Source organism: Enterobacter sp. 3U4 (assembly GCF_057224565.1).
The window spans coordinates 4,412,165-4,425,684 of record NZ_CP136665.1 but is presented as its reverse complement, the minus strand read 5'-3'; the positions used below and the strand labels follow the sequence as shown (position 1 = coordinate 4,425,684).

At 56.9% G+C, this 13,520-nt stretch carries 12 protein-coding genes; 7 read left to right on the top strand and 5 right to left on the bottom strand.

All coding sequences use genetic code 11. From position 1 onward, the window contains the following. Window positions 1-10: 10 nt before the first annotated feature. On the bottom strand, window positions 11-748 hold the full coding sequence (locus tag RVY89_RS20990; RefSeq protein WP_111963718.1) for an IclR family transcriptional regulator: 738 nt from the start codon (window positions 746-748) through the stop codon (window positions 11-13). 169 nt (window positions 749-917) lie between these two features. On the opposite strand from RVY89_RS20990, the gene RVY89_RS20985 reads away from it, so the two are divergent. Both RVY89_RS20985 and RVY89_RS20980 read left to right on the top strand, forming a co-directional pair. Further along, complete coding sequence (locus RVY89_RS20985) at window positions 918-1,610, top strand: RraA family protein (RefSeq protein WP_484826361.1); 693 nt, start codon at window positions 918-920, stop codon at window positions 1,608-1,610. Then, window positions 1,610-2,548 carry an NAD(P)-dependent oxidoreductase gene (locus tag RVY89_RS20980; protein WP_484827971.1) on the top strand — a complete coding sequence of 313 codons (939 nt, stop codon included), beginning with the start codon at window positions 1,610-1,612 and terminating at the stop codon, window positions 2,546-2,548. Before RVY89_RS20985 ends, RVY89_RS20980 begins: the two co-directional genes overlap by 1 nt. A gap of 32 nt (window positions 2,549-2,580) precedes the next feature. Here RVY89_RS20980 and RVY89_RS20975 read toward each other — a convergent pair whose 3' ends face one another. Next, window positions 2,581-3,777 carry a BaiN/RdsA family NAD(P)/FAD-dependent oxidoreductase gene (locus RVY89_RS20975; RefSeq protein ID WP_484826360.1) on the bottom strand — a complete coding sequence of 399 codons (1,197 nt, stop codon included), beginning with the start codon at window positions 3,775-3,777 and terminating at the stop codon, window positions 2,581-2,583. Between the two features lie 228 nt (window positions 3,778-4,005). Between RVY89_RS20975 and pitA the strand changes: the two genes are divergently transcribed. Next, entirely contained in the window at window positions 4,006-5,505 is a 1,500-nt protein-coding gene (gene pitA, locus RVY89_RS20970) for an inorganic phosphate transporter PitA (protein ID WP_484826359.1), read from the top strand. A 53-nt stretch (window positions 5,506-5,558) separates the two neighbouring features. Here pitA and uspB read toward each other — a convergent pair whose 3' ends face one another. Next, window positions 5,559-5,894, bottom strand: coding sequence for a universal stress protein UspB (gene uspB / locus RVY89_RS20965; protein ID WP_003861224.1), 336 nt, complete (start codon window positions 5,892-5,894; stop codon window positions 5,559-5,561). 283 nt (window positions 5,895-6,177) lie between these two features. Between uspB and uspA the strand changes: the two genes are divergently transcribed. After that, window positions 6,178-6,615 carry a universal stress protein UspA gene (uspA, locus tag RVY89_RS20960; protein ID WP_003861223.1) on the top strand — a complete coding sequence of 146 codons (438 nt, stop codon included), beginning with the start codon at window positions 6,178-6,180 and terminating at the stop codon, window positions 6,613-6,615. Between the two features lie 133 nt (window positions 6,616-6,748). Here the strand turns inward: uspA and rsmJ are convergent, their stop codons facing one another. Next, entirely contained in the window at window positions 6,749-7,501 is a 753-nt protein-coding gene (rsmJ, locus tag RVY89_RS20955) for a 16S rRNA (guanine(1516)-N(2))-methyltransferase RsmJ (protein ID WP_484826358.1), read from the bottom strand. A 7-nt stretch (window positions 7,502-7,508) separates the two neighbouring features. Then, entirely contained in the window at window positions 7,509-9,551 is a 2,043-nt protein-coding gene (gene prlC / locus RVY89_RS20950; protein ID WP_371898973.1) for an oligopeptidase A, read from the bottom strand. A 207-nt stretch (window positions 9,552-9,758) separates the two neighbouring features. Here prlC and RVY89_RS20945 point away from each other — a divergent pair, with 207 nt between their 5' ends. From RVY89_RS20945 to RVY89_RS20935, 3 genes are all read left to right on the top strand, one after another. Continuing rightward, a complete protein-coding gene (locus tag RVY89_RS20945) occupies window positions 9,759-10,601 on the top strand; it encodes a 23S rRNA (adenine(2030)-N(6))-methyltransferase RlmJ (protein ID WP_484826357.1) in 843 nt (280 codons plus the stop codon). 71 nt (window positions 10,602-10,672) lie between these two features. Further along, window positions 10,673-12,025, top strand: a complete 1,353-nt coding sequence (gene gorA / locus RVY89_RS20940) for a glutathione-disulfide reductase (RefSeq protein WP_024908845.1) — start codon at window positions 10,673-10,675, stop codon at window positions 12,023-12,025. A gap of 135 nt (window positions 12,026-12,160) precedes the next feature. After that, window positions 12,161-13,342, top strand: coding sequence for a glycoside hydrolase family 5 protein (locus tag RVY89_RS20935; RefSeq protein WP_484826356.1), 1,182 nt, complete (start codon window positions 12,161-12,163; stop codon window positions 13,340-13,342). The last annotated feature ends 178 nt before the right edge of the window (window positions 13,343-13,520 follow it).

The following is a 13,520-nucleotide window of genomic DNA, read 5'->3' as shown; positions in this document are numbered from 1 at the left end:
GCTTCTGCGCTTAAAGATTTTCTTCCGCCGCGTCGCTCGTTTCACCAAAGAACTGCTGACAGAAGGGCTTACTGGCTCCCATTTTCTGCGACAGACGGCTGGCCGCGGCCTTCATCAACGGCCCTATCTCCTTCTCACGACGATCTTCCGTCAGACGCGAGATGGGGCCGGTCAGGGCTAACGCCGCAACCAGCTTGTCATGAACGCCGAAGACGGGCATCGCAAACGCAGCGGTGTGGGGATCGCGTGCGCCTGAGGTGTAGAAAGGGAGTTCAGCTTCTCCCTCCGGCAGGCTCTCATTGAGCCCCCAATGGCGCAATACCTTACTGATGGCCGAATTATCGAGCGGGAACTGGCTGCCGGGAAGATTGCTGTGTCGCAGGCCGTGCGACGCTTCAGCGCGAAACAGACAAAGGCGTTGCCCGCCCTCCAGCACATACCAGCTGGCACTCTCCTGAGACGCCAGAGATAGCGCCTGAAGCTCTGGCTGAACTACCCGGGAAAGATGGAAAGATTGTTCATACAGCTTGCCGAGGTAAAGCAGACGTGGGCCAAGCGCATAATTGCCGTCTTCATGCCTGACGACGTAATTCATCCGTTCAAGAGAATTCATCAAGCGGTAAACCGTGGTTTTGTGATAACCCGACAGCTGTGCCAGCGCGGTCAGCGTCAGGCTCTCATCCCCAGGACGGAAGCAATCCAGTAAAGCCAGCGCTTTTTCAACCGCTACAACGCCTTCATTCCCCATCATTATCTCCTTGTTAGCCCGGCAGTGAGTGTACCTCAAATTTTGTGAGTCACTTCGTGTTTACATCACAAACGCCGTCTCGGGTCTGGCTAAAAGGAAAGCAACACCGCTATAGTTGTTTTGTACTGTACACCTGCATTGTACTCAGTAAAACAATATGGAGGCATTCATGTCCGTTTCTGAAAAAAAACCGATTAATCACCAGTTCGAACGCGTTTCTGCCGAGGACGTTCGACGGGCTGCCGAGTATCAGGCAGCCATTCTGGCCGACGTGGCCGGGCGCCGCGGTACGCTTCATGGCCGCATCAAACCGCTGGCTCCACATATGTCCGTTGCGGGTCCAGCCATCACCGTGGAAGTTCGTCCGGGGGATAATCTGGCGATTCATGCCGCGATGGCGGTTGCGCAGCCCGGCGATGTCCTGATCGTCGATGGCAAAGGCGACCTGAGCTGCGCGCTGCTTGGCGAAATCATGGCTACTCAGGCTCAGGCGAGCGGCATTGCGGGCATCATTATCGACGGCGCTGTACGTGACGCCGATTCCCTGAGCAAAGGTCACTACCCTGTCTTTTCTGCCGGTCTGAATCCCTGCGGCCCGACAAAGTTAATTTCTGGCCGGGTTAATCATCCCATTTCAGTCGCCGGGGCGACGGTTCAGGCCGGGGATCTGGTTGTCGCGGATATCGACGGCGTGGTCGTCATCCCGCGCGATGAGGTTCAGGACGTTATCGCTCTGGCAAAAGAAAAGCTGGAGATGGAGACCCGGCGTCTTGCCGCCATCCGTGAAGGCGATTTGCGTCCACACTGGCTTGATGACGCGCTTCGTAAGGCAGGTATGTTAGCTGACGGGGAGACGCTGTGATGGGGGGCAAAGACGTAGTTCTGGTTACCGGAAGCGACCTGGCGGAGCAGGCCATGGTGATGTTGCAGGGCTTTGAGGTGGTGTTTGCAGGCCGCCAGCCCACAGAAGATGACCTAATCGCGCTGTGTGAACGACACAATCCCGTGGCGATTCTGGTTCGTTACGGCCGAATCACCGCGAAAGTCATGGATGCCGCCCCGGCTCTGCGGGTTATTTCCAAGCACGGAAGCGGGATCGATGTGATAGACCAGACGGCAGCGGCCGAGCGCAATATCGCAGTCCGCGCTGCCCCCGGGGCAAACGCGGCGGCAGTGGCTGAACATACCTGGGCGCTGATCCTCGCCTGCGCAAAGTCCGTGGTGCCACTGGACAAGCGGCTGCGGGACGGGCACTGGGATAAGGCGACGCATAAATCCATTGAACTGGAGGGATTAACGCTGGGGCTAATCGGGTTGGGTGCTATCGGCTCGCGCGTGGCGAATATTGGTCACGCTTTCGGCATGAAGGTGCTGGCTTACGATCCCTATGCTAAGTCCATGCCTGCCCTGTGCGAACGCGCAGAAACGCTGACCGGACTTCTTTCCCGTTCCGATGTCATCTCTTTGCACTGTCCGCTAACCGATGAGAATCGGGGGATGATCAATAGCGAGACGCTCGCACACTGCAAGCGGAACGCCATTCTGGTCAATACGGCACGCGGCGGACTGATCCACAGTGAATCGTTACTGGCGGCGCTCCGGAATGGCACGCTGCACAGCGCGGCGCTGGACAGCTTTCCCCACGAGCCGCTGACCGCGCCGCACCTCTGGCAGTCGGTAGAAAACGTGGTTATTTCACCGCATATCGGCGGCGTTACCGCAGCGTCATATATCAGGATGGGAACCGTGGCCGCGAGCAATATTCTGGCCGTGACGGACGTCACCACCGTCAGCCCGTAAAGCCAACCGCGACGAGTGGCAGCGCGCTGATGTCACTTGTCTTCTGCCAGCGCCTGAGCACACGCCCAGGCACTTGCCCATGCCCACTGGAAGTTGTACCCACCGAGCCAGCCGGTGACGTCCATCACTTCGCCAATAAAGTAGAGCCCCGGCACGTTACGCGCTTCCATGGTGCGGGACGAGAGTTCATTCGTGTCGACCCCGCCCAGCGTCACTTCCGCGGTGCGGTAGCCTTCCGTGCCGTTTGGCTGAACGCGCCAGTTTGTCAGGGTCTCCACCAGTATCTCCTGCTCGCGGCTGTTAAGCTGCTTGAGCGACACGTCCGGGATCTGCCCCAGCGCCTGCAAACATTCCACCAGACGTTTTGGGAGCTGCATTGCCAGGGTGTTTTTCAGGCTTTGATTCGGGTGCGCGGTACGCTGCTCGTTAAGGAACGCGTCGAGATCGCAGTCCGGAAGCAGGTTAACCGTGACGAATTCCCCCGGCTGCCAGTAGCTGGAGATTTGCAGTACCGCCGGGCCGGAGAGGCCGCGATGGGTAAAGAGCAGATTTTCGCGAAACACCGTCCCGTCTTCGGCGGTAATGACGGAGGGAACAGACACGCCAGACAGCGTCTGAAGCTGTTCGAGAAGCGGTTTATGCAGCGTGAACGGCACCAGCCCGGCGCGCGTAGGTAAGACTTTCAGGCCAAACTGTTCGGCAATCTTATAGCCGAACGGGGAAGCGCCCAGCCCCGGCATAGAGAGGCCGCCGCTGGCGATCACCAGATTATCGGCGCTGACGGTTTCACCGTTCAGCTGCAGCGTGTAGCCCTGGTCGTCGCGGGAAACCTCCAGCACCTCGGTGCGCAGGCGCATGACCACGCCGCCCTTCTCGCACTCGGCCACCAGCATATCGACAATCTGCTGCGCGGAGTCGTCGCAGAACAGCTGTCCCAGCGTCTTTTCATGCCACGCGATGCCGTGCTTACCCACCAGGTCGATAAAGTCCCACTGGGTATAACGCGCCAGCGCAGATTTACAAAAATGACGGTTTTGGCTCAAATAGGCCGCGGGTTCAACATACAGATTAGTAAAGTTGCAGCGCCCGCCGCCGGACATCAGGATCTTACGGCCTGGCTTTTTACCGTTATCCAGCAGCAGCACGCGACGACCCGCCTGTCCGGCCATTGCCGCACAAAACATACCCGCCGCACCGGCGCCAATTACCACGGCATCAAACCTTTCCACGTCAAAACCCTCTTTGTTAACTGCCGCGGATTGTAAAGTTTCCTCTGTGGTCACACCAGCGTAAAAAGATATTACAAAGCCATTTCATTGAAATTTAAAGAATATCCTTTCTGGCGCTTTTCTCAATTCAGGTGGTATGTCAAAAAAAGTCTATATTTCACTTTGCCCGCCGCGCATTTGTCCTGGATAATGCGCCGCGTTCATGTCCTCAAAATGGCGTAACGTCCTATGCTACATTTGTTTGCCGGCCTGGATTTACATACCGGGCTTTTATTATTGCTTGCTCTGGTTTTTGTACTGTTTTACGAAGCGATCAACGGCTTCCACGACACTGCAAACGCAGTAGCGACGGTTATCTACACTCGCGCAATGCGATCGCAGCTTGCGGTTGTTATGGCGGCGGTATTTAACTTTTTTGGTGTTCTCCTGGGCGGGCTGAGCGTTGCGTATGCCATCGTGCATATGCTGCCAACGGATCTGCTGCTTAACGTAAGTTCTGGCCATGGCCTCGCTATGGTGTTCTCAATGCTGCTTGCTGCAATTATCTGGAACCTCGGTACCTGGTATTTCGGCCTGCCTGCATCCAGTTCTCACACCCTCATCGGCGCAATTATCGGTATCGGGTTAACCAACGCCCTTATGACCGGTACCTCGGTTGTTGATGCGTTAAATATCCCGAAAGTACTGGGGATCTTTGGCTCACTCATCGTCTCCCCTATCGTGGGTCTGGTGGTGGCGGGCGGACTGATCTTCATCCTGCGTCGTTACTGGAGCAATACCAAAAAACGCTCCCGTATTCACCTGACGCCGGCAGAGCGTGAAAAGAAAGACGGTAAGAAAAAGCCGCCATTCTGGACGCGTATCGCCCTGATCATTTCCGCTATTGGTGTGGCTTTCTCACACGGCGCGAACGATGGTCAGAAAGGCATTGGTCTGGTGATGCTGGTACTGATTGGCGTTGCTCCGGCAGGCTTCGTGGTTAACATGAATGCCTCCGGCTACGAAATCACCCGTACCCGTGATGCGGTCAACAACGTTGAAACCTATTTCCAGCAGCACCCTGAGCTGCTGAAAAAAGCGACCGGCGTTGACCAGCTGATCCCGTCTCCGGAAGCAGGTGCAACCACCGCGCCTGGCGAATTCCACTGCCATCCGGCAAACGCGATTAACGCGCTGGAACGTGCGAAAGGCATGCTGGGCAATATCGAAAGTTATGACAAACTGACCGTTGAGCAGCGTGGTCAGCTGCGTCGCATTATGCTGTGCATCTCTGATGTGACGGATAAAGTGGCGAAGCTGCCTGACGTGAATGCTGACGACCAGCGTCTGCTGAAGAAACTGAAAGGCGATATGCTCAACACCATTGAGTACGCGCCAATCTGGATCATTATGGCCGTCGCGCTGGCGCTCGGTATCGGTACGATGATTGGCTGGCGTCGTGTGGCGACCACCATCGGCGAGAAGATCGGTAAGAAAGGCATGACCTATGCGCAGGGTATGTCCGCGCAGATGACGGCGGCGGTGTCTATCGGTCTGGCGAGCTACACCGGTATGCCGGTATCCACCACCCACGTACTCTCCTCGTCCGTGGCAGGTACCATGATTGTTGACGGTGGCGGCCTGCAGCGCAAAACCGTGACCAACATTCTGATGGCCTGGGTGTTCACCCTTCCGGCCTCTATCCTGCTGTCTGGCGGTTTGTACTGGATTTCGCTGAAGCTGATTTAATCGGTTGAAGGCGAAAAAAAGCGGGTCAGGAAACTGACCCGCTTTTTTTATGCTCAGTGCCAAATCATCAATGCAATCATGCTGACCACGACCAGGCCACACAGGGCGCTGGTTAAAATGAACTGACGACGCAGGCGCTCGCAGCGACGAATAAACTCTTCATCGTGATGATCGCGGTAGCGCTGGTAGTAGATGTATCCCACCAGACGCATCTGTTTGCTGGGCTGTCCATGCGAGGTGAAGAACCCTCCACCGTCCACATACTGATAAAGCAACGGATCGCAACCACGAAGTACCACTAACAGCGCACGTAACGATGAGAAGTAGCGCGCCATATTCACTATGCAAACCACGCATAACGCCCAAAACAATGCGACGGTGCTAATCATACATCCTCCCCGGCGTCCGCCCACGAAGCAAGGCTTCTGAGCTACCGCACCCCAATGCCCTGACAGACAGTTCAGTGAAAGAATGACCAAAAGTCGATCCGGTTCGCGTTTTAATATCCGAACGGCTCATTTAATAGTGTAGGAGATCCGTTAATTTTTTTGCCACAAGGTTAATCGTTATCAACACCAAAGCTTGAAAAATATGTTTAACTGGGCCGTAATGAAAGCATCAGACGACGGCTTTCCTATTTAGTCATCGATAACTTAAGGAAGGAGTAACACTATGGCTTACAAACACATTCTCATCGCGGTAGACCTCTCCCCGGAGAGCAAAGTGCTGGTTGATAAAGCGGTATCCATGGCACGTCCCTACAACGCGAAAGTTTCGCTGATTCACGTTGATGTGAATTACTCCGACCTCTACACCGGTCTGATCGACGTCAATCTGGGCGATATGCAGAAGCGTATCTCCGAAGAGACGCACCACGCCCTGAGCGAACTGTCCACTAACGCAGGCTACCCGATTACCGAAACCCTGAGCGGCAGCGGCGACCTGGGCCAGGTACTGGTTGATGCGATCAAGAAATACGATATGGACCTGGTGGTTTGCGGTCACCATCAGGACTTCTGGAGCAAGCTGATGTCTTCAGCACGCCAGCTGATTAACACCGTTCACGTGGATATGCTGATTGTTCCACTGCGTGACGAAGAAGACGAGTAAGTGCAAAAAAGCCCGGTGGCGCTAACGCTTACCGGGCCTACAAGATAAAAGCAAAACGGCAACATAGTTGCCGTTTTTAATATTTGTTCCCTCTCCCTGTGGGAGAGGGTTAGGGTGAGGGCATCAGCCCGCACTATTCCGGCGTCCCCGGATAAATATCAAACCGGTGCCCTTTGGTGGTCACCGCGTTAGTCGTCGCCACGTCCGCCAGGGGTGGCGCATAGTCAGGGCGTTTCACCACCACCCGCTTCGTCGCGAGCTGACGAGCCGGCTCAAGCAGGCCATCCGCGTCCAAATCAGGCCCCACCAGCGACTGAAACACCCGCATCTCTTTCTTCACCAGCGCGCTTTTCTGCTTGTGCGGGAACATCGGGTCGAGATAGACCACCTGCGGGCGCGGGGTGATATCCGTCAATGCCGTCAGGCTGGAGGCGTGAATCAGCTGTAATCGTTCCTGCAGCCACGGGCCGATTTCCGGGTCCGCATAGCCCCGCGCTAGCCCATCGTCGAGCAGGGCCGCCACCACTGGATTACGTTCCAGCATCCGCACCCGACAGCCGACAGACGCCAGCACAAAGGCATCACGCCCCAGCCCCGCCGTGGCATCGACCACGTCCGGGAGGTAACTCCCTTTGATGCCGACCGCTTTAGCTACCGCCTCGCCGCGACCGCCGCCGAACTTGCGCCGGTGCGCCATCGCCCCACCCAAAAAATCGACAAAAATCCCGCCGAGCTTCGGTTCGTCGCGCTTGCGTAACTCCAGATGCGCTGTCGTCATCACCAGCGCCATCGGGTTTTCATCATCGTGCTCCAGCCCCCAGCGGGCGGCCAGAACGGATAAGGCGCCGTCTCCGGCGCCTGTTTCATCTACTAAGCAGATCTTCACGTAACAATCAGCCTTTGATCCCGTAATGCTCAAGCATCGCATCCAGCTGAGGCTCGCGGCCGCGGAAGCGTTTGAACAGCACCATTGGCTCCTCGGAACCGCCGCGGGTCAGGATGTTATCCAGGAACGACTGGCCGGTTTCGCGGTTGAAGATCCCCTCTTCTTCGAAACGAGAGAAGGCATCTGCCGCCAGCACGTCGGCCCACAGGTAGCTGTAGTAACCCGCCGCGTAGCCGCCTGCAAAGATGTGGCTGAACGCGTGCGGGAAGCGGCCCCAGGTTGGCCCAGGGATCACGGCGACCTGCTTTTTAATCTCGGCCAGGGTTTCAAGAATTTTCGCGCCCTGCTCCGGACTAAACTCGGCGTGCAGGCGGAAATCGAACAGGCCGAACTCCAGCTGACGCAGGATAAACATCGCCGCCTGGTAGTTCTTCGCTGCCAGCATTTTATCCAGCAGCTCTTTCGGCAGCGGTTCGCCGGTCTCGTAGTGGCCGGAGATAAACGCCAGCGCGTCCGGCTCCCAGCACCAGTTTTCCATAAACTGGCTTGGCAGCTCGACCGCATCCCACGGTACACCGCTAATGCCTGCCACGCCTGCAGTTTCGATGCGGGTCAGCATATGGTGCAGGCCGTGACCGAACTCGTGGAACAGGGTGATCACTTCATCGTGGGTAAAGAGCGCCGGCTTGCCGTTTACCGGACGGTTGAAGTTACAGGTCAGGTAGGCGACCGGCTTCTGCAGAGAACCGTCTGCTTTACGCATCTGGCCCACGCAGTCGTCCATCCACGCCCCGCCGCGCTTGTTCTCACGCGCGTAGAGATCGAGGTAGAAGCTGCCGCGCAGTTCGTTTTTCTCGTCATACAGCTCGAAGAAGCGCACGTCCGGATGCCAGACGTCAATATCGGTACGTTCTTTGGCGGTGATGCCGTAGATGCGCTTCACCACTTCGAACAGGCCGTTAACGGCTTTGTTTTCCGGGAAGTACGGGCGCAGCTGCTCGTCGCTGATGCTGTAGAGGTGCTGCTTCTGTTTTTCGCTGTAGTAAGCAATGTCCCACGGCTGCAGCTCGTCCACGCCGAACTCCGCTTTCGCGAAGGCGCGCAGCTGGGCCAGCTCTTTTTCACCCTGCGGACGGGCGCGTTTCGCCAGATCGGTCAGGAAGTCGAGTACCTGCTGCGGATTTTCCGCCATTTTGGTGGCGAGAGATTTATCGGCGTAGTTTTCGAAGCCGAGCAGCTGGGCCAGCTCGTGACGCAGGGCGAGGATCTCCGCCATTACCGGGCTGTTGTCCCACTTACCGGCATTCGGCCCCTGATCGGAGGCGCGGGTGCTGTAGGCGCGGTACATCTCTTCGCGAAGCGCCTGGTTGTCGCAGTAGGTCATCACCGGCAGATAGCTCGGGATGTCCAGCGTCAACAGGAAGCCTTCCTGCTCTTTCGCTTCGGCCTGGGCTTTTGCTGCCGCCAGCGCGCTTTCCGGCATACCGGCGAGCTCCGCTTCGTTAGTAATCAGCTTCGTCCAGCCCATGGTGGCGTCCAGCACGTTGTTGCTGTACTGGTTGCCGAGCTCGGACAGGCGCGCGGCGATTTCACCGTAGCGGGTCTGTTTCTCTTTTGGCAGGCCAATCCCGGACAGCTCAAAATCGCGCAGGGCGTTATCGACCGATTTTTTCTGTGCCGTGTTCAGTTCGGCATAATGGTCGCCGTCGCGCAGGTCGCGGTAGGCTTTGTAGAGCCCTTCGTGCTGGCCGACCCAGGTGCTGTACTCAGAGAGCAGCGGCAGGGTTTGTTCGTAGGCTTCGCGCAGCTCCGGGCTGTTTTTTACCGAGTTCAGGTGGCTCACCGGGGAGAAGATGCGCCCCAGCACGTCGTCCACTTCGGCCAGCGGCTGACACAGATTTTCCCAGGTGTACGGCCCGCCCTGCGCTACCACGCTTTCTACCGCCGCGCGGCAGTTGTCCAGCGATTGCGTAACGGCTGGAACCACATGCTCTGGGAGGATTTTAGAAAACGGCGGCAACGAAAAAGGCGTCAGTAATGGATTGGTCATAAACGCTGTCCTGTTGAAATAGGTGAATGAAGCGCGCATCCGGCGCTGTGCATATGGGATCTAGAATGGGGTTAAGTGTAGAGGATTTCAATGCCGGACGTAGTCGAAAAGAGCCCGGTGGCGTTGCGCTTACCGGGCCTACGGGTAATCTTTGCCGTTCTGCTGTAAACTGTGGCAAATCGTCAATTCAGCGGAATATCATTACCCATGCTCAGTTATCGCCACAGCTTCCACGCAGGCAACCACGCCGACGTCCTTAAACACACCGTTCAGAGCCTGATCATCGAGTCGCTCAAAGAGAAAGAGAAGCCGTTTCTCTATCTGGACACCCACGCGGGCGCGGGCCGTTATCAGCTGAGCGGCGAGCATGCCGAGCGTACCGGTGAATATCTGGAAGGGATCGCCCGCATCTGGCAGCAGGACGATCTGCCTGCCGAGCTGGAGCCGTACATCGGCGTGGTGAACCACTTCAACCGCAACGGCCAGCTGCGCTACTACCCGGGCTCGCCGCTGATTGCCCGCCAGCTGCTGCGCGAGCAGGACAGCATCCAGTTGACCGAGCTGCACCCAAGCGATTTCCCGCTGCTGCGTTCTGAATTCCAGAAAGACGGCCGCGCCCGCGTGGAAAAAGCCGACGGCTACCAGCAGCTGAAAGCCAAGCTGCCGCCGGTTTCCCGTCGCGGCCTGGTGCTGATCGACCCGCCGTACGAAATCAAAACCGACTATCAGGCGGTGGTAACCGGCATCCACGAAGGCTACAAACGCTTTGCTACCGGCACCTATGCCCTGTGGTACCCGGTGGTGCTGCGCGCGCAAATCAAGCGCATGATCAAAGACCTGGAAGCCACCGGCATCCGCAAAATTCTGCAGATCGAGCTGGCGGTACGTCCGGACAGCGATCAGCGCGGCATGACAGCATCCGGCATGATTGTAATCAACCCGCCGTGGAAGCTCGAAGCGCAAATGAACAACGTGCTGCCGTGGCTTCACAAAACGCTGGTGCCTGCGGGTACAGGCCACGCCACCGTCAGTTGGATCGTGCCGGAGTAATCGCAGCCATCGGTGGAAACTATTGATTTCAGGTATACAATCGCGGCAATTCACGATTAAGGACAAAAGCTATGACTAAGCATTATGACTACATCGCAATCGGCGGCGGCAGCGGCGGCATCGCCTCCATCAACCGCGCGGCCATGTACGGCCAGAAGTGCGCGCTGATTGAAGCCAAAGCGCTGGGCGGCACCTGCGTGAACGTGGGTTGTGTACCGAAGAAGGTGATGTGGCATGCGGCGCAGATCCGTGAAGCTATCCATATGTATGGCCCGGACTACGGCTTTGACACCACCATTAATAACTTTGACTGGGACAAGCTGATCGCCAGCCGTACCGCCTACATCGACCGCATTCACACCTCGTACGACAACGTGCTGGGCAAAAATAACGTCGACGTTATCCACGGCTTCGCCCGCTTTGTGGACGCGAAAACGATCGAAGTCAACGGCGAGACGATCACCGCCGATCATATCCTGATCGCCACCGGCGGTCGTCCGAGCCACCCGAACATCCCGGGCGTGGAATACGGCATCGACTCCGACGGCTTCTTCGAGCTGCCAGCCCTGCCAAAACGCGTTGCCGTTGTTGGCGCGGGGTACATCGCGGTTGAGCTGGCCGGCGTGATTAACGGGCTGGGCGCAGAAGCGCACCTGTTCGTGCGTAAACACGCGCCGCTGCGCAGCTTCGACCCGCTGATCGTCGATACGCTGGTTGAAGTGATGAACACCGAAGGCCCAACCCTGCACACCAACGCCGTGCCAAAAGCGGTCGTGAAAAATGCAGACGGCAGCCTGACCCTGGAGCTGGAAGATGGCCGCAGCCAGACCGTCGACTGCCTGATTTGGGCGATTGGCCGTGAACCGGCTAACGATAACTTCAACCTGGGCGTGACGGGCGTGAAAACCGACGAGAAGGGCTACATCGTTGTCGATAAATTCCAGAATACCAGCGTACCGGGCATTTATGCGGTCGGTGATAATACCGGAGCGGTTGAGCTGACCCCGGTAGCCGTTGCGGCAGGTCGTCGTCTCTCCGAGCGTCTGTTTAACAACAAGCCGGACGAGCATCTCGACTACAGCAACATCCCGACCGTGGTCTTCAGCCACCCGCCAATCGGTACCGTCGGCTTAACGGAGCCGCAGGCGCGCGAGCAGTATGGCGACGACCAGGTGAAAGTGTATAAATCGGCCTTCACCGCAATGTATACCGCCGTCACCTCGCACCGTCAGCCGTGCCGCATGAAGCTGGTCTGCGTCGGTCCGGACGAGAAGATTGTCGGTATTCACGGCATCGGTTTCGGCATGGATGAGATCCTGCAGGGCTTCGCCGTGGCGCTGAAGATGGGTGCCACGAAGAAAGACTTTGATAATACCGTGGCAATCCACCCAACGGCGGCGGAAGAGTTTGTGACCATGCGTTAAGGGCTTTTCGCAGGAAAGCACGTCATAAAAACTGGCCTTCGCGGGCCAGTTTTTTTATATGGCTCGATAATTTAAAGACAAAGCATCATCATCCCAGCGAATATAAAATCATCATCACGCTAAAAAGGAATTGAGATGAAAGCGCTTATTGGGTTGACCCTACTTCTTTTTTGCTTTGCTGCCTCCTCATCTGATCAAATCACCTTCTGGGATACCCCTCAGCACGGTGGAAACAGCTTTAACCGCCTGCCGCCCACGCAGGAATACTATGACGCGCTGCGTGGCTATGGCGCGACGTGGGTTCGCCTCTCTTATGACAAATGGAAACCTGCCGGGAGAGATTTTCTTCTCGGCAACGCCGACGGCTACCGTGGGCTCGAGGCCACAGACCTCGCGACGCTCAAAGCTTCCATCAGAAAAGCACACGCGGCCGGGCTACAGGTCGTCATTGCCCCACTCTCTTTACCCGGCATGCGCTGGGCGCAAAACAACAATAACCAGTTTGATGACCGCATCTGGCAGGACAAAAAATACTGGCAGGAAGCCGCTCAGTTCTGGCGTGATCTGGCCCAGGCTCTGAAGGACGAACCGGGCATTGCGGCCTGGAACCTGATCAATGAACCCGCGCCTGAAAAAAGAGGCAACATTAGCGAGCAGGCGTCGCCAGAGGCGTTAAAAACCTGGTATCAGCAGCAGCAAAGCACGGCGCGTAACCTCCCCGCACTCTACAATCAGATTATTGCCGCCATCCGCGAGGTTGATGCCACCACACCGATTATGGTCGATGGAGGCTGGTACGCCTCCGCGCGCGGTTTTTCTGGCTGGCCATCCGCGCTTGAGGATAAGCGGGTGCTATACAGCTTCCACATGTACGAGCCCTATGATTTCACCAGCGCGCCAAATGCACGCCGCAAGGTGCCGTTCGACTATCCTGGCATGGTCACGTTCGGCGGTAAAAAGGTGAAATGGGACGCAACGGCCATAGAGAAATGGATGGACGCGCCCTTTGACTGGGCAAAACAGCACGGTATTCCGGCCAACCGGGTTGTCGCGGGAGAGTTTGGCTGCGTTCGCACGCTGCAGGGCTGCAGGCAGTGGCTTAATGATGTCCTGACCGTCCTCGACAAACATAATGCACACTGGGCATTTTATGCTTTTCGTGAAGATGCCTGGGACGCCATGGACTATGAGCTGGGGAAAAAACCGGTGCCGTGGGCCTACTGGAAAGCCATCGAGGATAACGCACCCGATACGCTCAAGCGCCATTCCACCGAGGAATTTGAACCGATTGCTAAGCGGCTAAAACAAGGCCTTTGATCGGGGAAATTCGCCTCTTGCTCAGTAGCCTCTTTTGAAGAGGCTACTGTTAACATACATAAATCGTTGCAAAACGAATGCTCCGAAAATAGTGATCTACCGCACATATTCCTCCCCATCTACCGAAGCGAATGTCTACGCTTATAAGACGCCCGGATAAACCTGTCTTTTGAACACA

What these genes read in the sequence shown, in the direction of transcription:
- RVY89_RS20990 (WP_111963718.1), bottom strand. Translation starts at nt 748, where the DNA reads ATGGGGAATGAAGGCGTTGTAGCGGTTGAAAAAGCGCTGGCTTTACTG.
- RVY89_RS20985 (WP_484826361.1), top strand. Translation starts at nt 918, where the DNA reads ATGTCCGTTTCTGAAAAAAAACCGATTAATCACCAGTTCGAACGCGTT.
- RVY89_RS20980 (WP_484827971.1), top strand. Translation starts at nt 1,610, where the DNA reads ATGGGGGGCAAAGACGTAGTTCTGGTTACCGGAAGCGACCTGGCGGAG.
- pitA (WP_484826359.1), top strand. Translation starts at nt 4,006, where the DNA reads ATGCTACATTTGTTTGCCGGCCTGGATTTACATACCGGGCTTTTATTA.
- uspB (WP_003861224.1), bottom strand. Translation starts at nt 5,894, where the DNA reads ATGATTAGCACCGTCGCATTGTTTTGGGCGTTATGCGTGGTTTGCATA.
- uspA (WP_003861223.1), top strand. Translation starts at nt 6,178, where the DNA reads ATGGCTTACAAACACATTCTCATCGCGGTAGACCTCTCCCCGGAGAGC.
- prlC (WP_371898973.1), bottom strand. Translation starts at nt 9,551, where the DNA reads ATGACCAATCCATTACTGACGCCTTTTTCGTTGCCGCCGTTTTCTAAA.
- RVY89_RS20945 (WP_484826357.1), top strand. Translation starts at nt 9,759, where the DNA reads ATGCTCAGTTATCGCCACAGCTTCCACGCAGGCAACCACGCCGACGTC.
- gorA (WP_024908845.1), top strand. Translation starts at nt 10,673, where the DNA reads ATGACTAAGCATTATGACTACATCGCAATCGGCGGCGGCAGCGGCGGC.
- RVY89_RS20935 (WP_484826356.1), top strand. Translation starts at nt 12,161, where the DNA reads ATGAAAGCGCTTATTGGGTTGACCCTACTTCTTTTTTGCTTTGCTGCC.